The organism is Actinomadura harenae (assembly GCF_003696215.1).
GTDB classification, from domain to species: domain Bacteria; phylum Actinomycetota; class Actinomycetes; order Streptosporangiales; family Streptosporangiaceae; genus Spirillospora; species Spirillospora harenae.
In genome coordinates this window covers 1-19,132 of sequence record NZ_RFFG01000129.1, presented here as the reverse complement: position 1 = coordinate 19,132, position 19,132 = coordinate 1, and the positions used below count along the sequence as shown (strand labels likewise).

At 72.3% G+C, this 19,132-nt stretch carries 15 protein-coding genes, 1 pseudogene and 1 riboswitch; of the genes and pseudogenes, 8 read left to right on the top strand and 8 right to left on the bottom strand.

Going from position 1 to position 19,132, the window contains the following annotated elements:
• The first annotated feature begins 218 nt into the window (after positions 1-218).
• The 3 genes from EBO15_RS37990 (at position 219) to EBO15_RS37980 (ending at position 4,789) form a co-directional block, all read left to right on the top strand.
• Positions 219-554 (top strand): rhodanese-like domain-containing protein, encoded by a 336-nt coding sequence (locus tag EBO15_RS37990; RefSeq protein WP_122199315.1) that lies wholly within the window; start codon positions 219-221, stop codon positions 552-554.
• A gap of 95 nt (positions 555-649) precedes the next feature.
• A riboswitch (TPP riboswitch) is annotated at positions 650-766 on the top strand.
• A complete protein-coding gene (locus EBO15_RS37985) occupies positions 756-2,114 on the top strand; it encodes a purine-cytosine permease family protein (RefSeq protein ID WP_233616736.1) in 1,359 nt (452 codons plus the stop codon). Its footprint overlaps the riboswitch before it by 11 nt.
• Positions 2,115-2,902: 788 nt before the next feature.
• Positions 2,903-4,789, top strand: coding sequence for a sensor histidine kinase (locus EBO15_RS37980; protein WP_122199313.1), 1,887 nt, complete (start codon positions 2,903-2,905; stop codon positions 4,787-4,789).
• Between the two features lie 232 nt (positions 4,790-5,021).
• On the opposite strand, the gene EBO15_RS37975 is transcribed toward EBO15_RS37980, so the two are convergent.
• Positions 5,022-5,639: a TetR/AcrR family transcriptional regulator gene (locus EBO15_RS37975; protein WP_122199312.1), complete on the bottom strand. Its 618-nt coding sequence runs from the start codon at positions 5,637-5,639 to the stop codon at positions 5,022-5,024.
• Positions 5,629-6,468 (bottom strand): oxidoreductase, encoded by an 840-nt coding sequence (locus EBO15_RS37970; protein WP_122199311.1) that lies wholly within the window; start codon positions 6,466-6,468, stop codon positions 5,629-5,631. The genes EBO15_RS37975 and EBO15_RS37970 overlap by 11 nt, the downstream gene beginning before the upstream one ends.
• Before the next feature lie 435 nt (positions 6,469-6,903).
• Between EBO15_RS37970 and EBO15_RS37965 the strand changes: the two genes are divergently transcribed.
• Positions 6,904-7,428, top strand: a complete 525-nt coding sequence (locus EBO15_RS37965) for an ATP-binding protein (RefSeq protein WP_233616735.1) — start codon at positions 6,904-6,906, stop codon at positions 7,426-7,428.
• A 122-nt stretch (positions 7,429-7,550) separates the two neighbouring features.
• Here EBO15_RS37965 and EBO15_RS37960 read toward each other — a convergent pair whose 3' ends face one another.
• Positions 7,551-8,762, bottom strand: coding sequence for an arginine deiminase (locus EBO15_RS37960; RefSeq protein WP_122199310.1), 1,212 nt, complete (start codon positions 8,760-8,762; stop codon positions 7,551-7,553).
• Between the two features lie 328 nt (positions 8,763-9,090).
• Between EBO15_RS37960 and tuf the strand changes: the two genes are divergently transcribed.
• Positions 9,091-10,275, top strand: coding sequence for an elongation factor Tu (gene tuf, locus EBO15_RS37955; protein WP_122199309.1), 1,185 nt, complete (start codon positions 9,091-9,093; stop codon positions 10,273-10,275).
• Between the two features lie 61 nt (positions 10,276-10,336).
• Here the strand turns inward: tuf and EBO15_RS45560 are convergent, their stop codons facing one another.
• Both EBO15_RS45560 and EBO15_RS37945 read right to left on the bottom strand, forming a co-directional pair.
• Positions 10,337-11,140 (bottom strand): hypothetical protein, encoded by an 804-nt coding sequence (locus EBO15_RS45560; protein ID WP_199745076.1) that lies wholly within the window; start codon positions 11,138-11,140, stop codon positions 10,337-10,339.
• 382 nt (positions 11,141-11,522) lie between these two features.
• Positions 11,523-12,173 carry an RNA polymerase sigma factor gene (locus EBO15_RS37945; RefSeq protein WP_199745075.1) on the bottom strand — a complete coding sequence of 217 codons (651 nt, stop codon included), beginning with the start codon at positions 12,171-12,173 and terminating at the stop codon, positions 11,523-11,525.
• A gap of 171 nt (positions 12,174-12,344) precedes the next feature.
• Here EBO15_RS37945 and EBO15_RS37940 point away from each other — a divergent pair, with 171 nt between their 5' ends.
• The 3 genes from EBO15_RS37940 to EBO15_RS37930 all read left to right on the top strand — a co-directional run bounded on the left by EBO15_RS37940 (position 12,345) and on the right by EBO15_RS37930 (position 16,838).
• Positions 12,345-13,088, top strand: a complete 744-nt coding sequence (locus EBO15_RS37940; RefSeq protein WP_122199307.1) for a hypothetical protein — start codon at positions 12,345-12,347, stop codon at positions 13,086-13,088.
• Between the two features lie 16 nt (positions 13,089-13,104).
• A complete protein-coding gene (locus EBO15_RS37935) occupies positions 13,105-15,486 on the top strand; it encodes a bifunctional polysaccharide deacetylase/glycosyltransferase family 2 protein (protein WP_233616734.1) in 2,382 nt (793 codons plus the stop codon).
• A 440-nt stretch (positions 15,487-15,926) separates the two neighbouring features.
• A complete protein-coding gene (locus tag EBO15_RS37930) occupies positions 15,927-16,838 on the top strand; it encodes an endonuclease/exonuclease/phosphatase family protein (protein WP_122199306.1) in 912 nt (303 codons plus the stop codon).
• 56 nt (positions 16,839-16,894) lie between these two features.
• Here the strand turns inward: EBO15_RS37930 and EBO15_RS37925 are convergent, their stop codons facing one another.
• From EBO15_RS37925 to EBO15_RS44700, 3 genes and pseudogenes are all read right to left on the bottom strand, one after another.
• On the bottom strand, positions 16,895-18,433 hold the full coding sequence (locus EBO15_RS37925) for a long-chain-fatty-acid--CoA ligase (protein ID WP_122199305.1): 1,539 nt from the start codon (positions 18,431-18,433) through the stop codon (positions 16,895-16,897).
• A 142-nt stretch (positions 18,434-18,575) separates the two neighbouring features.
• A complete protein-coding gene (locus tag EBO15_RS45555) occupies positions 18,576-18,746 on the bottom strand; it encodes a hypothetical protein (RefSeq protein WP_199745074.1) in 171 nt (56 codons plus the stop codon).
• 90 nt (positions 18,747-18,836) lie between these two features.
• Positions 18,837-19,132: pseudogene (locus EBO15_RS44700) on the bottom strand (hypothetical protein); the annotation flags it as partial.

Sequence of the window (19,132 nt, the reverse complement as noted above, 5' to 3'; positions counted from 1 at the left end):
CCTGACCACCAGCGAGGACACGATCTGACCCAAGGACTCCAGGTCCTGGACACGAGAGTGTTCACTCGCCGGCGGCTACCAGGCACCGAGTCTGGCATCACAACCCGACCCGGCAGCTCCCATTAGGACAGGTCGTGGAGCATGATGGGATTCGTGCTCGGATCTGTAGGTTGCGAAGGTCCCCGGCCCGCGTGGCCGGGGCTTCTTGGGAGGTTCGGATGAACTTCGGTAACGACGTCCCGGCCGTGGACGCCGCCGAGGTGCCGGAAGGCGCGTACCTGCTGGACGTCCGCGAGCAGTACGAATGGGACGCCGGACACGCGCCCGACGCGGTCCACATCCCGATGGGCGAGCTGAACGACCGCGCCGCCGAGATCCCCCGCGACCGCGACATCTTCGTCGTCTGCCGCTCCGGGATGCGCTCCGCCCAGGTCACGATCGCCCTCAACCAGGCGGGATGGACCGCCAGGAACGTCGACGGCGGCATGAAGCGCTGGGCGGAGGCGGCCCGTCCCCTCGACGGCCACGCCGACGCGCCCCCGCACATCGCCTGACCTCGAGACGCCCCGGCTCAGGCCCGCTCCCGCGCACGGTACGAAACTCGGGCGTTCCACCTCTGGAGCGTTCGATGTACCATTTGCCCGTCTTAACGGAACACCGCGGGAGCTCGGGCCAACCGGGCTGAGAGGGCGGCACGACGCGGCGCCGCCGACCGCATGAACCTGTCCGGGTAATGCCGGCGTAGGGAGCGTGCAGTGTCCGCTGTGCATGAGAAGTCCGTCGACGCGCCGCGCGACGAGGCCCCGTACACCCTCGACCAGCCCGCCCCCAGGGTGCTGGGCTTCTGGGACCAGTCGGCCTTCTGGGCCAACCTCGGCGTCAGCCTCCTCGCGTTCTCCGGCGCGTACACCGTCCTCGCGCCGACCGCGGACGGCAAGCCGACCATCTCGATCATGGCGGGCATCACCGCGATGATCGTCGGGACGGTGATCGGCGGCCTGATGCTGGGCCTGGCCGCCGTCCCGGGCGCGCGCACCGGCCGGCCCGCGATGGTGCTGCTGCGCGGACTGTTCGGGGCCCGGCCGTCCTACCTGCCGACCCTGCTGAACGTCGCGCAGCTGATCGGCTGGGGCACCTTCGAGCTGATCACGATCGCGGGCGCGGCCCGGGCCCTGTACGACGGCGTGCCGCGCTGGGTCTACGTGGTCGCCGCGGGCGTGATCACGACCGTCCTGACGATCTGGCCGCTCGGATCCGTCCGGCTGCTGCGCCGCTACGTGACGGTCGCGGTCTGCGTCGCTCTCGTCTACTTCTACATCCAGCTGCTGCGCGAGCCGCTGCCCGACCTGAACCAGGGGTCGTGGGGCGGATTCTGGATCGGCGCGGACGCGGCGCTCGCGGTGTCGATCTCGTGGGTCCCGGTCGCCGCCGACTACACCCGGCACTCCCGGACGCAGCGCGCCGCCTTCGGCGCGGCCACGGTCGGCTACTCGATCACCCAGATCATCGCCTACGTGCTCGGCCTCTTCGCGCTGGCCCTGGTCGCGGGCGACTCGTCCCGGATCTACGACCCGTTCCTGCACGTCACGCTGGGCGCGATGATCTTCGCGATCTTCGTCCTGCGGGAAGCGGACCAGTCGTTCGCGAACGTCTACTCGACGGCCGTGTCGATCCAGAACCTCGTCCCGCGGGCCGACCGGCGCGTCCTGTCGATCGCGCTGGGCGTCCTGATCACGGTCCTCGCGCTGGCCCTCGACATCAACGACTACGCCGGATTCCTGTCACTGATCGGTTCGGTCTTCGTCCCCATGCTGGGCGTCCTCGCCGCGGACTTCTTCCTCGGCAGCGGACGACGCGGCTGGAACACCACCCGCTCCGCCCCCGCCCGCTGGAACATGATCGTCGCCTGGCTCATCGGCATCGTCGTCTACCAGCTCATCAACCCCGGCACCGTCGCCCACTGGACCGACCTCTGGCAGAACGTCCAGAAGACCCTCCACTTCACCCCCGCCACCTGGATGAGCGCCTCCCTCTTCTCCTTCCTCGCCGCCGCCGCGGCGGCCCTCCTCCTGTCCCCTCTGACCCGCAAGTCCAAGCCCAACACCCTCGCCTGACCAGGCCAAACCCGCTCCGACCACGTCCACCCCGGACCTGGTCGGAGCACCAGGCCCCACGAACCGCCCCCACCCGAAACACCCCCTTCGCATAAGCGCCGGTGAACGGCGGCGGAAGCGGGCGGCTCGGCGCTCAAAGACGGCCCCTCGCTGCTCGAGGACCGTCGCTCGGCGGTCGAGCACGCGCCGACGACGACCGAGAGCCCCTGCATCGGCCCACCCAGAACAGCCAGCCCGCACGAGCATCGCAACGTCGTGGACGACCGCTCGGCAATCGTGGACAGAAGACGCGGCGGTCAGAGACGGACGCGTGGCGGTCGCGGCGTCGTGCGTGGGTCGAGGACGGAAATGCAGCAGTCAGGGAACACGCGCGCCGTTCGGGGCGTCGCGTGGGGGTCGGGAACGGGGTGGGGTGGGGGTGTCTGGGCGGGGAGGTTTTTGTGGGTCGGGGATGAGGTGGGGCTGGCTTCTTGGTGGTGGCCGTACGCGGCCAGGGTGGCGGCCGGGGCGTGGTGGCCCTTGTGGGGCGGGGGTGTTGTGCTCGGTGACGGCTTGGCCGCGATGGAGGGCCGGGGGTGCCGCACTGGGGTCGAAGGTGCTGTGAGGTGCGGACTTTGAGGGTTATCCACAGGTCGGGGCACGGCTGTTCCTGGCGGGTGGGGCGGCGGAGACTGGTTGTGGCGTGGGGACGCGAGGGGCGGCTGTGCGTGGAGGGAGGCGATGGTTTTCGACGTGAGGGAGTGGTGCGTTGAGACCTTTCACGGGCGGTTGCCCGGCAGGACGAGGTGATGCGATGGCAGCATGAGGGCGTGCAGCTCCAGGTTCACGATCCGATCGCGCGCGCCGTCATCGAGAGCGCCGCCGACGCGATCGTCGCCGTGGATCACGAGCACCGTGTGACGGTGTGGAACCCGGCGGCCGAGCGGATGTTCGGCTGGACGGCGGCCGAGATGATGGGGCGGGTGCCGCCGATCGTGCCGGACGAGCTGACCGCCGAGCACAACGCGGTGCAGGAGCGGCTTCTCACGCGGCGCGCCGGGGAGGGCGACAGCGGCCGGATCTCGATCGCCACGCGCCGGTTCTGCCGGAGCGGGAGGCTGATCGACGTCCGGATCGACACGAGCCTGCTCCGGGACACGAAGGGCGACACGCTCGGCTGGGTCGGTGTCTACCACCCGGTGGAGGAGGACGAGGTCGCGCAGCATCACATGGCCGAGCGGGCCCGGCTCGTCCGGCGGCTGAACGACATCGTCGCCGACCTGAACGCCGAGCTCGACCTGGCCGTGGTGCTCGACCGGATCACCGCGGCGCTGATCGAGCTGACCGGCGCCGACGCGTCCGGGTTCGTCCGGATCGAGGGTGAGCGGCTGCGGCTGGTCAGCCTGGCCGGTCTGCCCGAGCGGATGCGCGGTGCGACCGCCGACCTGCGGTCCAGCCTGGTCGGGGAGCTGCTGCGGACGGGCAAGACGGTCAAGCTGGCCAGCGGTGCGCAGCGGCTCGGCGACCTGATCTGGTCGGAGCTGCCCGGGCTGCACACGATCACGCTCGGCCTGTCGTATCTGCAGAACCGGCCGTACGGCGCGCTCTACGCACTGTTCTCCGGCCGTCGCCCCGGCCACACCGAGCTGGAGCTGCTGGAGCTCCTCGCCGGGCACGCGGGGGTCGCGGTCGGCAACGCCGTCGCGTACGCCGAGGCCGTCCGGCAGCGTGCGCACGAGCGGGCGGTGATCGACGCGAGCGCGGACGGGATCGCGGTGCTCGACCGGGACGGCCTGGTCTGCCAGTGGAACCCGGCCGCGACCCGGCTCACCGGTGTCCCGACCGAGCGGGCGCTCGGTGGTCCGCTGCCGTTCGACGCGCCGGCGCCCGGCAGCATCCGCACGCTCCGGCTGCCGTCCGGGGTGTGGCTGGAGGTGCTGGCCGCCGAGGTCGCCGAGACCGACGAACTGGTCGTGGACTTCCGCGACGTGTCCGAGGCCAAGGCGCTCGAGGAGGCGAAGGACCTGTTCCTCGCCACCACCAGCCACGAGCTGCGCACCCCGATCACGGTCGTGCGCGGCTTCGCCAGCACGCTCGTCAACCGCTGGGACGAACTCCCCGACACCGACCGGCGCGCCGCCGTCGCCACCATCGCCGACCGCGCCGAGTCCCTGGCACGGCTGGTCGAGCACCTGCTGCTCGGCTCACGCGCCGGGGCGGACGAACTCGCCGTCACCATCGACGCGTTCGACCTCGCGCACGTCATCACCGGCGTCGTCGCCGGGTTCCGCTCCCTGTCCCCGCTGCACCAGGTCGAGCTGGAACTCGACCCCCACCTGCCGTTCTGCCAGGGGGACGCGCTCGCCACCGACATCGTCCTGGGCCAGCTCCTGGAGAACGCCTTCAAGTACTCCCCGGACGGCGGCGTCGTCCGCGTCCGCGCCACCTCCGAAGACCAGAACCTGATCGTGACCGTCACCGACGAGGGCATCGGCATCGCCCCCGGCGACCACGAACGCATCTTCGAGCGCTTCGTCCAGGGCGAGGCCGGAGACCGACGCCGCTTCGGCGGCATCGGCCTCGGTCTCTACATCGTCAAACGCCTCACCGAGGCCCAGCACGGCACCATCACCGCCCACCCCGCCCCCCAGGGCCCCGGCACCCGCATGCGCCTAACCCTCCGCCAGACTCCCTGACCCGCGCACACCAATCTCCAACGCCCCCTGTCCCGCCCCAGGACCAGGACGACACCGCCTTCACGTGTGCCTCGGGGAACGCCCGGATGCATGAGAAGGCCCTCGCTCTGGACGTGCCGGGCCCTGGCTGGAGACTGGGAAGGCGAGGACGCCGGTGGTCGTGGAGTCATCGGCCATGACGCTCTGGTCGTCCCCGCTCGGCGGCCGCGTGCCCGTGGGGCGTTCTCGGCGGCTACTCCCGAGGACTGGTGCGGTTCGGGTCGTGGGTCGGTCGGGTGAGGAGGCCGGTCAGGGCGGCGTCGGCGATGGCCTCCGCCTCGGCGGGGGTGAGGGGGGCGTGGCCGCTGACGAGGCGGAAGATGATGGAGCCGAACAGGACGTCCTGGGCGATCTCCACGTCGATGTCGGTGCGCAGTTCACCTCGTTCCACTCCGGCTCGCCACATCTGGCGGATCAGTTCGCGGCGTCCCTCCAGGAAGCGGTGCCGGAGGAGTTCGGCAGCACCTGGATCGGTGACGGTGGCCGCCAGGAGCTGGGCGTAGACCTGGCCGACCGGACCGGCGTAGAACGCGGCGACGTTCCGGACCTGCCGGGTCAGGTCCTCACGTGCCGAGCCCGTGTCGGGCACCGGGGTCACCTCGGCCATGTGCAGGGCGAACGCGTCGATGGCGACACAGATGCGGTTGGACCAGTGCTTGTAGATGGTCGCCTTGCTCACTCCGGATCGGGCGCTGACGGCGTCGACCGTCGCCGCCGGCAGCCCGCCCTCGGCCAGCAGTTCGGTGGCGGCGCGCAGCACCGCCTCGCGCACCCGACGGCTGCGGGGAGCGAGCTCCTTGTCAGCGGGCATCGTCGTAGGCCGTCGCCACGGCGACCTCGCGCCACTGGTCGAGTTCGGTCTTGACCTGCTGGAGCTTGGCCTCGACGCGGGCGACGCAGTCGGCGCCCAGCTGAAGCCGGACCGGCGGATCGCCGGCCCCCGCGATGGAGACGATCGCGGCGGCCGCCTTCGCCGGATCACCGGCCTGGGCGTGGTTGTTCTCGGTCCGCCAGACCCGGGTCCGACCGGCCGTCCGCGCGTAGTCCTCGATCACCTGCCCGGTCGTGTGCAGTGAGGAGTCGTCGAGGAAGTCGGTGCGGAAGAGGCCGGGCTCGATGATGATCACCTTGATGCCCAGCGGGGCGAGCTCGACGCGCATCGCCTCGCTCATGCCCTCCACCGCGAACTTCGTCGAACCGTAGACGCCCCACCCCTGGCCGGAGGTGAACCCGCCCACCGAGGTGATGTTCAGGATCCGCCCGGACCGCTGGCGGCGCATCACCGGCAGGACGGCCCGGGTCACCGCCAGCAGGCCGAACACGTTGACGTCGTAGACCGCCCGGACCTCGGCGTCGGACGCCTCCTCCACCGCTCCCAGCAGCCCCCGGCCGGCGTTGTTGACCAGCACGTCGATACGGCCGAACGCCTCGACCCCGGCGGCCACGGCCCGCTGGACGGCGGCCTCGTCCGTGACGTCCAGGTTCACGGCCAGCAGCCGGTCACCGGCGCCGGCGAGTTCGGCCTCGACCTGCTCGGCGTCGCGTGCGGTGGCGACCACCGCGTCCCCCTCGGCCAGGGCCTTGCGCGCGATCTCCAGACCGAAGCCACGCGAGGCACCCGTGATGAACCAGATCCTCATGGAGGTCCTCCCTAAGTGAACTGAACGTTCAGTTTACTTCGCGAAGATCGTTTCCACCAGGGCCCCGACCGCCGCTCATCCCGCTCGGGCCATGACATGGCGGAGGCGGCGACCGAGTGGGGGCTTGGCTTTGGGCGGGTGGCCGGATGGGGCCATGGTCTTGACTGAGGTGAGTGGGGGTGGGGGCGGAAAAGTGTGGGGTTGGCATGGTGTGACGGACGAAACGTGCGCGCGAGGAGTAAAGAAGGCGGGTGCTGGATAGATCCATCATGACGGTCCGTTGAGCGGGGGGTGAGGATGCGTGGAGCCGGTGAGGGGCTGCGCGCGGGCGTTTCGCCCCGGTTTCGGGATTGGCTGTAATGGGCATTTCGGTCGTATCGGAATGACGGGGGTCATCCGGGTACGGGGAGCCAGGGGGAGGTGAGGGCGTCGAGCGTGGTACTGCTGCCTCACGCGCCGTCCAGCGTCGCGGTCGCGCGCAGGCGCCTCGGTTCCGAGCTCACGGCCTCGGGAGTCGAGCCGTCGGTGGTCGACGACGCCAGCGTCATCGTGAGCGAGCTCATCAGCAACGCGCTGCGGCACGCGCGCCCGCTGCCCTCGGGGCAGGTCCGGGTGTCCTGGACGCGGCGCGGAGATCTCATCGAGATCGCGGTGAGCGACGGGGGCGCCACCACGGAGCCGCGGCGCGGGCCGGGGACGCTGTCCTCGCTCGGCGGCCGCGGGCTCGGGATCGTCGAGACGCTCGCCGAGGGGTGGGGCGTCCGGCACGAGGACGGGACGACCACGGTGTGGGCCCGGCTTCACGCGCCGCGGTTCGGCGCCGAGCGCCGGGTCACCGCCGGGGTGCTGCCCGATCTGATCGAGATCGCGGACCTGGCGGAGCCGCTCGGGGGGCCGGATGCGGACGGTCCGGGCGCCGTCTGCCGCGAAACCTCAATAAGTCGGGCATACCCCGGCTAGTCGGACCACCGGTTCACCTTGTAGGGTCCTCTTCAAGCTCGGGCGCTGTCGTGCCCCCGTCGACACCGCCCGAGCCACCACGTCCGGCCCCCGGGTTCGTCCCGGGGGCCGTTTTTCTTGCGTCAGGGGGACGGCGGGGCGTCCCGGAGGATGGGGCAGGACATGCAGCGGGGGCCGCCCCGGCCGGTGCCCAGTTCGCTGCCGGTGATGCGGATGACCTCGATGCCCGCCGCCTCCAGCTGGGCGTTCGTCTCGACGTTGCGCTCGTAGGCGACACAGACCCGGGGCGCCAGGGCGAGGGTGTTGTTGCCGTCGTCCCACTGTTCGCGTTCGGCGGTGACCGGGTCGAGGCCGGTGTCGATGACCTTGAGGCGGTCCAGGCCCATGGCCTCGGCGGCGGCGTCGAGGAAGAGCCGGGGGCCGGAGACCTTCAGGTCGCCGTTCGAGGCGGTGACCGTGAAGGCCTCGAGGGAGTAGGCGACCGGCGGGTACATGACCACGGTGTCCACGTCGACCATCGTGCAGACGGTGTCGAGGTGCATGGTCGCGCGTTCCTGCGCGATCGGGACGGCCAGGACGGTGTGCGCCAGGTCGGCCGCGAAGAGCTGGCGGGCCAGGCGTTCGACGCCCGCCGGGGTCGTCCGCTCGCCGGTGCCGACGGCGACGACGCCCGGACCGAGCAGCATGATGTCGCCGCCCTCGACGTGTTCCATGGACGGGTCGTAGACCGGCCGGATCCCGGCGAACCGCGGGTGGTGCCGGTAGATCAGGCCGGTGAGCGCGGACTCGTTGCGGCGCGCGGGCATCGCGAAGCTCGTCAGCGCCACGCGGTCGCCGACCCACGCGCTGGAGTCGCGGGTGAACAGCAGGCCCGGCAGTGGGTCGATGATGAAGTCGAGCTCGTCCATGAGGCGGTAGACCAGGCCGTGCGCGGTCTTGAGCTCCTCGTGCGCGAGGCCCGCCACGAGGGTGTGCGCCAGGTCCTCGGGGTGGAGGTCGCGGAGATGGCCCTCGACGACGCGGCGGAGCTGGTCGCCCCAGCGCGGGTCGCCGATCAGCTGCGCGATCGCCTCGTCCCGCGCGGGCTCGAACTCCAGGGCGTCCTGGAGCAGCTCCGAGAGGTAGAGGACCTCGACGTCGCGGTCGCGGAGCGCCTGGGCGAACGCGTCGTGCTCCTCCTGCGCGCGTCCCACCCAGGGGATCGCGTCGAACAGCAGCTTGGCGCTGTTGCGCGGGGTGAGCCTTTTGAGCTCGGCCCCCGGCCGATGAAGCAGGACGGTCCGGAGCCGTCCGACCTCGCTGGTGACCCGGTGTCTGTTCGTCGTCTGCGTCACCTTTCGCAGTCTATGCGCGCATGATCGGACCCTTCGGACCGCCGTCCCGCGTCGGGGCACCAGGCGGGGCGGAAAAATCGGTCGATATTCGGGGGACAGGTCCGTAATGTCAGGGGCATGTTCCTGGCGGCCGGCACCTCGCAGCTCGCGGACCTCGGTCCGCTGAGCTCGGTGTCGGCCGTCCTCCCCCTCGACGGCGGCGCCCGAAGCTGACCCCTCTCCGTGCCACCCCGGAGAACCAGCGGAGAGGGGTGGACCACCTGACGCGCGGCGGCGCCGAAGCGCCTGCGCGGGGTTCTCACCACGACGAGTGAGAACGGGAAAGATCATGGCCAAGGAGCTCTACGAGCGGGCCAAGCCGCACCTGAACATCGGGACGATGGGGCACGTCGACCACGGCAAGACCACGCTGACCGCGGCGATCACGCAGGTGCTCGCCGAGCGCGGGCTGGCGTCCGCCGTGCCCTTCGAGGGGATCGACCGAGCCCCCGAGGAGCGGGACCGCGGGATCACCATCAACATCGCGCACGTCCAGTACGAGACCGCGACCAGGCACTACGCCCACGTCGACATGCCGGGCCACGCCGACTACGTGAAGAACATGATCACGGGCGCGGCGCAGATCGACGGGGCCGTGCTGGTGGTGTCGGCGCTGGACGGGGCGATGCCGCAGACGCGGGAGCACATCGTGCTGGCGCGGCAGGTCGGCGTCCGGCACATCGTCGTCGCGCTGAACAAGGCGGACGCGGTCGAGGACGCGGAGCTGCTCGACCTGGTCGAGCTGGAGATCCGCGACCTGCTGTCGGAGTACGGGTTCCCCGGCGAGGAGATCCCCGTCGTGCGGGTGTCCGGGCTGCGGGCGCTCGAGGGCGACCCGTACTGGACGGCCCGGATCGGCGACCTGCTCGACGCGGTCGACGCGTACGTGCCGGTGCCCGAGCGGGTGCTCGACAGACCGTTCCTGCTGCCGGTGGAGAACGTGCTGACGATCACCGGGCGCGGGACGGTGGTGACCGGCGTGGTGGCGCAGGGCGCGCTGCGGGTCGGGAACCCGGTCGAGGTCGTCGGGTTCGGCGAGACCTTCGGGACGGTCGCGACCGGCCTGGAGACGTTCGGCCGGACCATGGACCGGGCCGAGGCCGGGGACAACGCGGCGGTGCTGCTCCGCGGCGTCCGCCGGGAGCAGATCCGGCGCGGCCAGGTGATCGCGGCGCCCGGCTCGATCCGGCCGCACGTCCGGTTCCGGGCGCGGGTGCGGGTGCTGACGGCGGCCGAGGGCGGACGGCACGGGCCGTTCTTCCACGGGTACCGGCCGCAGTTCCACTTCCGCACGACCGACGTGGTCGGCGACGTGGACCTCGGCGGCGAGGGCGCGATGGCGCTGCCCGGCGACTCGGTCGAGATGACCGTCGAGCTGGGACGCCCGGTCGCGATGGCCGAGGGGCTCGGCTTCGCGATCCGTGAGGGCGGCCGGACCGTCGGCGCGGGCACCGTCACCGGGCTGCTCGACTAGACGGGGAACGGGCCGGGCCCGCCATCCGAAAGGGGATGGCGGGCCCGGGTCGTCTCTGGGGTCAGTTCTGGGCGGAGGCCGGGTCCTTCTTGCTGCCCGGGTCTAGTTCGCTGGACGGGGTCTCGATGTCGCCGCCGCCCTTACCTTTGCCCTTGCCGTTCCCGTTGCCATTCCCATTTCCGTTGCCGTTCCCGTTGCCATTTCCGTTCCCGTTGCCGTTCCCATTTCCGTTTCCGCTTCCGGGTGGGGTCGGCTTTCCGGTCTTGGGAGGCTGGCCGTGCGGGTTGCCCTGGTGGCCGTTGCCGCTTCCCTCGCCGTCCTTGCCCTTGTCGAACGGCTTGCCGGTGGACGGCGCGGACGAGCCCGGAACGGGCGGCTTGCGCGAGCCGGACGGACCGGTCGGATCGACGCCGGACGTCTCCTCCGTCCCGCCATGGTTCTTGGACGGCTTCGGGTGCGGCGACCGGTGCGAGTGCGCGGGGGCCTGGCCGGGCAGGTTCCCGGTGCCCGCCGCCAGCGCGACGCCGCCGAGGGACGCCGCGGCCAGCGCCGCGATGGCGACCTTGACCGTGAGCAGGCGTTTCAGCCCCCGGCCGCCGCCGCGACGGTGGCGTCCTGAGACGGCGGGCAGCACGCGTGTCGCGGCCGCCGCGGGCGTGGGTGCGGGAGCCGCCGCGGCCGAGCGGAAGGCGGCGACGGCGGCGTCCTCCCCGGCCAGTTCGTCCGGGCGGCCGGGCGCGGACGCGGCGGACAGCATGGCGGTCAGCGGGTCCGCGGCGTCCGGCCGGGAACCGGCGGAGAAGGCGTCGAGGAGGCCGTCGGCGGCCTCCGGCGTGAGCTCCTCATCGGGGTGCCGGTCGTTCATCGGCTCTCCTTGGCCATGGAGGCATGAGCGTCCGGTCCGGTGCGGATCACGACCTCCATGCGCGTCGTTCTTTCGTCCCCGGCCGTCACCGGCGTGCGATGTCCGCGGACGAGCGGCATCTCTGATCCGATGCTCGGCGCCCGGAATTCTCCACATGGCCTGGAAAGGCCGGGCGTCCACAAGCGCGGGGTGTTCTCGGAAGGGCGCGATGCGAAGAATGCTCGGCCTTTTCGGAACGTCTGGGGACCGTCCGGGGGCGCGGGCCGGGGGACACCGCGCGGAGCGGCGCATGGTTCGACGGGCCGATGTGTCAGGTTCCTCAGCCTGAACACCCCCTTCCGGTGAGCGGTCTCGGTCCCCGTCCTTGCTGGTCGGGGAGGTATCAACTATCTCTTTCAGCGCCGCGCGGGGCGGCGCCGTCACCCGGGCGCGCGCGGGCGTGGCCGTCCGGACGGGCGGACGCGGCGGTCTCGCGCGGCCGCGTGAGCTGCCCGGCGAGCCTGCGAAGCCCCCGGTAGGCCGCGGTGCGCACCGCGCCGGGCTTCTTCCCGAGCACCTTCGCCGCGGCGGGCGCGGACAACCCGAGGACGACCCGGAGCATCACCGCCTCGCCCTGGTCGGCCGGGAGCCCGGCGATCAGCGCGAGCGCCCGGTCGGTGTCCAGGCCGTCCATCGCCTGGACGGCGGTGTCGGCCTCGCCCGGCCGGGTGACCAGCTCGTCGATCGGCTGGTCGGCGACCGGGCGGCGGGACCGGGCGCGCAGATGGTCCAGGGCCCGGTGCCGGGCGATGGTCGCGGCCCAGCCGCGGAACCCGTCGATCCCGCCCTCGAAGGTGCGCACGTCGCGGGCGATCTGGAGCCACGCCTCGGAGGTGACGTCGTCGGCGTCCTCGCCCACCATGCCCCGGACGTAACGCAGCAGCCGGGGCTGCACATCCCGGTAGAGCAGGCGGAACGCGGCCTCGTCGCCCTCCCGGGCCGCCTCCACGGCCCGGTCGAGCGGGCCGTCGTCCGCCTCCGCCGCTTCGTTCACGCCCGCCATTCTGCAATCAGTTGGGAGTGGGTGTGACACATGCGGAGCGATCGGCGCTGAACCCCTTGAGACCGCGACGCCCCCGGCGCCGCCCCCGTCACGCCGGACGCGGTCCGCGCGGGGTCACCGGTTCCCCGGCCGGTGACCCCGCCACATCAGACGACGGAGCCCATGGACAGCGACACGATCTCCCTGGCCGACCCGGCCGCGCGACCCCCCGCGCCGGCCGGGCCGTCCGACATGCCCGACGGGCCGTCCGGCATGCCCGACGACGACGCCGCGAGCGATGGCCGCACGCGGTCCCGGCGCATGCCCGAGCCCGGCGACACGCTGGTCTACTCGCCGCACCGCACGTCCGCCGAGGCCCCCGCGCCCGCGCCGGTCACCCCGCTGTGGGCGACCCCGACCGGCCCCTCACCCGCGGCGGAGCCCGAGGACGTCGAGTCCGCGCCCGTCTTCGTGGACCTGTCCGGACGGCGTCGCCGCGTCGGCCGGCGCGCCGGGATCGCCTGCGGCGGGCTGCTCGCGGCGTTCCTCGTCGCGATCGGCGTCGGCGTCGCGACCGGGGCGAGCGTGCCGGGGACGCCGTGGACGGCCGTCCCGGGGACGCAGCACCACAAGAAGAGCCGGACGCCCGCGCTTCAGCCGAAGACCATCCCGCATGGCCAGGAGCGGCCGGGCGGGAATCCCCCGGTGGCCGTGCCGCCCGCGGCGAACGGGCCGAACGGGGGGACGGCCAACGGCCGCTCGCCCGCGCCCACCGGCGGTTCCTCGCCGTCCTCGGCGCCGAAGCCCTCGTCCGCCGTCACCCCGAGCAAGACGGCGACGCCCGCCCCGCTGCCCACCCGGACCCGTCCGGGGAACGGCAAGGCGACAACTCCGGGGCAGACCAAGCGGCCGAAGAACAACGGCTGACCAGGGATCCCCACGAATGACCATGGATCCCCACGAACCCCCGCCGTCGTCCGCCGACGCGCCAGGTAGCACCGACGACAGGGCAGGTCGTCGGCGCGGTCCCACCGGCGCGCGCGGACGGCGGCGGGCCCAGCCCGCCGGGCGGGGCCGTCCCGCATCCGCGCGTCCCGGGACGCGCAGGAGAAGCGGCGCCCCCGCCGCCGGGCGGGCGCGCGAGCCGCGTGGGCACTGGGTGCTCATGGGTCTCGGCAGCCTCGCGCTGATCCTGCTGCTCCTGCTGGACGGATTCGCGAACGGCGCCGTCGGCGAGGCGCCCAGGCACGAGCCGAAGAGCCAGCCCCCGCCCGCGCCGGAGGCGGTGACGTCCGGCGGACCGGTGGTCAACATGGCGGGCGGCACCCCGCACAGCATGCGGACCCCGCCGAAGACGATCGCCCTGACCTTCGACGACGGCCCCGACCCCACGTGGACGCCGCGCCTCCTCGACGTCCTGAAGCGGCACGACGCGCACGCGACGTTCTTCTCGATCGGCGCGCACATCGCGCGGCGGCCCGCGCTGGTCAAGCGGATGATCGACGAGGGCAACGAGATCGGCTCGCACACGTACACGCACGTGGACATGGCGACCGCGCCCGCCTGGCGCGACCGGCTCGAACTCGACCTGACGCAGCGGGCGCTCGCCGGGGCGGCCGGGGTGCACACCCGGCTGGTCCGGATGCCGTACTCGTCGAGGCCGGACGGCCTGACCGCCCCCGAGTGGCGCGCCGCCGAGCGGGCCGGACGCGACGGCTACCTGCTCGTCCTCACCGACACCGACACCGAGGACTGGCAGCGGCCGGGCGTCGACAAGATCGTCCAGTCGGCGCTGGCCGCCGAGAAGGACGGCCGGGGCGCGATCGTCATGCTGCACGACGCGGGCGGCGACCGCACCGAGACCATCGCCGCCGTCGAGCAGATGATCACCAGGCTCCAGGCGCGCGGATACCGGTTCACGACCGTGTCGCGGGCGATGGGCCTGCCCCCGGCGGACGTGCCCGCCACGACGTCCGAGAAGGCGATCGGGTGGACGCTCGTCGCGGCGCAGCGCACGGCGTCCGCGCTCACCGACTGGATGCGGATCCTGTTCGTGATCGCCGGGGTGCTCGCCGCGCTGCGGCTGGCCGTCCTGCTGGTGTTCGCGCACGTCCACCGGAAGCGCGCGCGGCGGAGCCCGCTGTACCGGGCGATCAGGCCGCGCGACGGCACGGCCCCGGACGCCTCCGCCGCGCCGCCCGTGTCGGTGGTCGTCCCCGCCTACAACGAGGAGGCGGGGATCGCGGCGACCGTCCGGACCCTGGTCGACACCGACTACCCCGGGCCCCTCGAGATCATCGTGGTGGACGACGGGTCCTCCGACCGGACGGCCGAGATCGTCGAGCGGCTCGCACCGCCCGGCGTCCGGCTGATCCGCAAGCCCAACGGCGGCAAGCCGGACGCGCTCAACGTCGGGATCGCCGCCTCGCGCGGCGAGATCCTGGTGCTGGTGGACGGCGACACCGTGTTCCAGCGCGACACCCTGCGGCACCTGGTCTCGCCGCTCGCCGCCGACCCGTCGGTCGGCGCGGTCAGCGGCAACACCAAGGTCGCGAACCGCAAGGGCGTGCTGGGGAAGTGGCAGCACCTCGAGTACGTCATCGGGTTCAACCTGGACCGCCGGATGTTCGACCTCGCGCGGTGCATGCCGACCATCCCCGGCGCGATCGGCGCGTTCCGCCGCCGGACGCTGGTGTCGGTCGGCGGCGTCCCGACCGACACGCTCGCCGAGGACACCGACCTCACGATGGCGATCTGCCGCGGCGGCTGGCGGGTCGTCTACGCCGAGCACGCGCTCGCCTGGACCGAGGCGCCGTCCTCGCTGCGGCAGCTCTGGCGGCAGCGGTACCGGTGGTGCTACGGGACGCTCCAGGCGATGTGGAAGCACCGCCGGGCGCTGGTCGAGCGCGGGCCGTTCGGCCGCCGCTGCCTGCTCTACCTCACGGCGTTCCAGGTGATCCTGCCGCTGTTCGCGCCCGCCGTGGACCTGTTCGCCGTGTTCGGCCTGGTGTTCATGGACCCGGTCGCGCCCCTGGCGATGTGGAGCCTGTTCGCGCTCGCCCAGGTCGCGGCGGGCGGCTACGCGCTCTGGCTGGACGGCGAGAGGCTGCGCCCGCTGTGGACGATGCCGCTCCAGCAGGTCGTCTACCGGCAGCTGCTGTACCTGGTCGTCGTCCAGTCCGTGGTGACCGCGGTGCTCGGGACGCGGCTGCGCTGGCACACCATCCGGCGGACGGGCACGTTCGGCGGCCCCGGTCTCGACCTCGGCCGCGACGCCGATCCCGACCTCGGTCCCGGCTCTCATGCCGGGATCGCGGCTCCCTGATGCCGGCCCGGTGGAGAGCGGGGCCACCGGCCGGCGCGTCCCGCGGCATGGCCGCGGGTGGCGGGGAGGACGGGGGGACGCCGTCAGGAGCAGCGGCGTCCCCCCGTCACCGCCGCGCGGACCGCCCGCCCCGGGTGGTCTCCGTGCACTTCTGAAGGCCGCATCTGAAGACCGCATCTGAAGGCCGTATCGGCCCGCATCCATGGAGCGGGCTGATGCGTCGAACCGCGGAGTGCCGTGAAGTGCGGTGGAGTCGCATCTTGGAGAGTGCGCCCCACGGGGTCCGTGGGGCGCTGGAAGACCGAATGCGGGGAGAGTGCCGAAGAACGTCCGCGTAAGGCGTAGGTTGTCCGAGATGGTCGTCTCGTTCCGCTGGCGAGGTCGATCTTGATGTGGTGGGATTCCCCCCAGACCCCCGCTGATTCCCTGATGGAGTACGTGTGCGAGCCCCCCGCGCCCTGATTCCCCTGGTCGCCGTCGTCGGCGCCGGCGTCGTGGTCGCCCTGGCAGGTGCCGGTGCGGCGATCGAGAAGAGTCCGGCCCTCGGGTCGACCGACGCCGGACGTCCCCAGAGCGGCGCCCAAAGCCCCGCCTCCGTCACCACCGTGACCTGGGACGTCTGCGGCGACGCCGAGCCCGGCTGCCCGCTCGGCGGCGACCCCGCCGGTCTCGTCCGCCGGATCGACCGGCAGCTGGCGTCCACGGCCGTGGCCGGGAAGGTCGTCCAGCCGGACGCGCTGCTGCTGCAGCGCGTGTGCTCCTCGCAGGTCAAGTCACTGAAGGCGCTGGGCCGGCTGAAGTCCTGGAGCTGGGCGTTCGCGCCGCAGCCCGCCGCCGACGACCGCACCGACCGCGCCTGCGTGAACGGCGAGGGCCACCTCGGCCTCGCCATCGCCACCCGCGAGCCGCTGTCCGACGTCCACCACACCGGCCTGCCGTCCGAGCCCGGGCACGGCCGCATCGCCGTCTGCGGGACGGTCGCCACGTGGGGCGCGCGGGTCTGCACCGCGCAGTTCAGCACGTCCGCCCCCGGGGACGACCCGGACGGCACGTGGCGTCCCAAGCAGGCCCAGACGCTGCTCGGCCTCGCCGACGCCGACCGCGTGATCATCGGCGGCGACTTCACCGACAAGCCGCGCGCGAAGTCGCTGGACGCGTTCTACAGCATCTACTCCGAGTGCGACGGGCAGCGCGCGGGCGACCCGACCCTCCAGGACGCCTCGGGCAAGGCCACCGAGAAGGCCGACTACGTCTTCGCGACGCGTTCCGCCAAGATCAGCTGCGGTGTCCCGGCGTCCCCGGTCCGTTCGTCCGACCACCGGCCCGTCACCGCCACCGTCAACTTCTCCTGAACCCCGGCGCGCGCACGAGTCCTTGTAGGAGCGACTCGTGCGCGCGGGGGTGAGCGTCAGTGGACGCCGCGGTCCTGGCCCTCCCAGAAGGGCTCGCGGAGCTCACGCTTGAGGATCTTCCCCGTGGGGTTGCGCGGAATGGCGTCGCGGAACTCGACCGTCGACGGGCACTTGAAATGCGCCAGGCGGGCCCGGCAGTAGTCGATCAGGTCCTGCGGCCCGAGCTCGGCGGACGCCACGACCAGGGCCTTCGGGGTCTCGCCCCAGCGGTCGTCGGGGACGCCGATCACCGCGCAGTCGGTCACCTTAGGGTGGCCCATCAGGACGTTCTCGACCTCGGCCGGGTAGATGTTCTCCCCACCCGAGATGATCATGTCCTTCACCCGGTCGTGGATGAACAGGTAGCCGTCCTCGTCCAGGTAGCCCGCGTCGCCGGTGCGGAAGTAGCCGTCCGGGAGCAGCGCGGCGTCCGTCGCGGCGGGCAGGTCCCAGTAGCCGACCATGTTCTGCGGCGTCCGGCAGAGGATCTCGCCGACCCGTCCCGCGGGCAGCTCCTCCAGCGTCGCCGGGTCGGCGATGCGCAGCTCGCAGGCCGGGTACGGGATGCCCGCGCTGCGCAGCCGCGCGGCGCGCGGACCGTCCGGATCATGGTCGGCGACGGGCAGGTAGGTGATCGCGCCCGTGGTCTCCGTCAGCCCGTAGACCTGCATGAACGCGACGCCGGGCAGCATCGCGATCGCGCCGCGCAGCACGTCCTCGCTGATCGGGGACGCGCCGTACAGCATCAGCCGCAGGCTGGAGAGGTCGCACGCGCCGACGTCCGGGAGCATCTGCATGAACTGGAGCAGCACCGGGACGAGGAAGATGTGCGTGACCTTGTGCCGCTCTATCGCGCGCGCGATGAGGACAGGGTCGGGTTCGCGTCCGATGACGCCGGTCAGCCCGTCGAACAGGACGCCGACGGTGAGGACGCTGCCCGCCACGTGGTACTGCGGCATCGCGACCATCAGGACGGTCGACTCGTCCAGGCCCCAGAGTTCCTGGGTGATCGGCAGCGCGGTGGCGAAGTTGTCGTGGGTGAGCATCACGCCCTTGGGCGACCCCGTCGTCCCGGACGAGTAGAGCTGCACGAACACGTCCGTGGGCTTCGCCTCGTGAGCGGGCGGTGCGGCCACCTCGGATTCGACCCAGTCTTCGTAATCGGTGCCGAGCACCAGGGTGCGCGCGGTGTGTTCCAAGCGGTCTTTCAGCGCGTCCAGGACAGGGGTGAAATCGGGCCCCACGACGAGGATCCGCGCGCGCGCGTTGGTGACGATGAACGCCACCTCGTCCGGCGCGAGCCTGTAGTTGACCGGGACCAGGACGGCGCCGATCCGGGCCGCGCCGAACAGGAGCTCGGCGTACTCGAGGGAGTTCTTGTCGAGGATCGCGATCCGGTCGCCCGGTCCGACGCCGGACGCCGCGAGCGCCGCCGCCACCCGGTCGACGCGATCGTCGAGGTCCCGGTAGGAGACCGCGCGGTCTCCCACGTGGAAGGCGATCTTGTCCGGGTGCTCGCGCGCCCGTTCGCGAAGGATCTCGGTCAACACCGGCATGGATCCGCCCCTCTCGCCGACGACCCGCCCGCACCGCCCGGCACGCGGCGGTGAGGGCATCATCAGGCCATCGACGTCCCCGCGACAAGCGTTTCCCGTGCTTTCCGGGCCGCGGGCGGAGGTGGAGGTGGAGGTGGAGCGTCTAGTGCCGCCTGGAGCTCTTGGAGACCAGCGTGACGACGAGCGCGATCACGACCGCGAAGAAGCCGACGATGAAGAAGAACTTCAGCATCGACAGGACCCACCCGAGCACGGTGAAGGCCAGCCAGAGCGCGATGATGACACCAACGATTGTCAGGATTGTCCGTCCCATGCCTCAAATCTAGGCGGCGGACGCGCACATCGTCATCACTCTGCAGGACGACCCCGACCCCTACCCGTCCCTTAGGCGAACCCTGAGACCTCAGGGGGACGTGTCCGGGAGGGGCTGGTCGAGCTGCGTCCTGGGCGACGCCTTCGGGGTCTCCTCGTCCGCGGGCTTCGCGGCGGCGCCGTCGAACATCGTCCGGCTCGCGTCCAGCATGGTCTTCGGCGCGTCCTCAGACGACGGCGACGGCGACGGCGCGGGCGCAGCTGCGGGGGCCTGGGCGGCCTGCGGGGCGACCGGCGGGGGCGGAGGCGGGACGGCACCCGGCGCGGGCTGCGCGTACGGCCCGGAAGGCGCCTGCTGCGGAGGCGCGAACCCGGGAGCGGCGCCGA

Coding starts and splice junctions, on each gene's coding strand:
- EBO15_RS37990 (WP_122199315.1), top strand. CDS start 219: ATGAACTTCGGTAACGACGTCCCGGCCGTGGACGCCGCCGAGGTGCCG.
- EBO15_RS37980 (WP_122199313.1), top strand. CDS start 2,903: ATGCGATGGCAGCATGAGGGCGTGCAGCTCCAGGTTCACGATCCGATC.
- EBO15_RS37975 (WP_122199312.1), bottom strand. CDS start 5,639: ATGCCCGCTGACAAGGAGCTCGCTCCCCGCAGCCGTCGGGTGCGCGAG.
- EBO15_RS37970 (WP_122199311.1), bottom strand. CDS start 6,468: ATGAGGATCTGGTTCATCACGGGTGCCTCGCGTGGCTTCGGTCTGGAG.
- tuf (WP_122199309.1), top strand. CDS start 9,091: ATGGCCAAGGAGCTCTACGAGCGGGCCAAGCCGCACCTGAACATCGGG.
- EBO15_RS45560 (WP_199745076.1), bottom strand. CDS start 11,140: ATGAACGACCGGCACCCCGATGAGGAGCTCACGCCGGAGGCCGCCGAC.
- EBO15_RS37940 (WP_122199307.1), top strand. CDS start 12,345: ATGGACAGCGACACGATCTCCCTGGCCGACCCGGCCGCGCGACCCCCC.
- EBO15_RS37935 (WP_233616734.1), top strand. CDS start 13,105: ATGACCATGGATCCCCACGAACCCCCGCCGTCGTCCGCCGACGCGCCA.
- EBO15_RS37925 (WP_122199305.1), bottom strand. CDS start 18,433: ATGCCGGTGTTGACCGAGATCCTTCGCGAACGGGCGCGCGAGCACCCG.
- EBO15_RS45555 (WP_199745074.1), bottom strand. CDS start 18,746: ATGGGACGGACAATCCTGACAATCGTTGGTGTCATCATCGCGCTCTGG.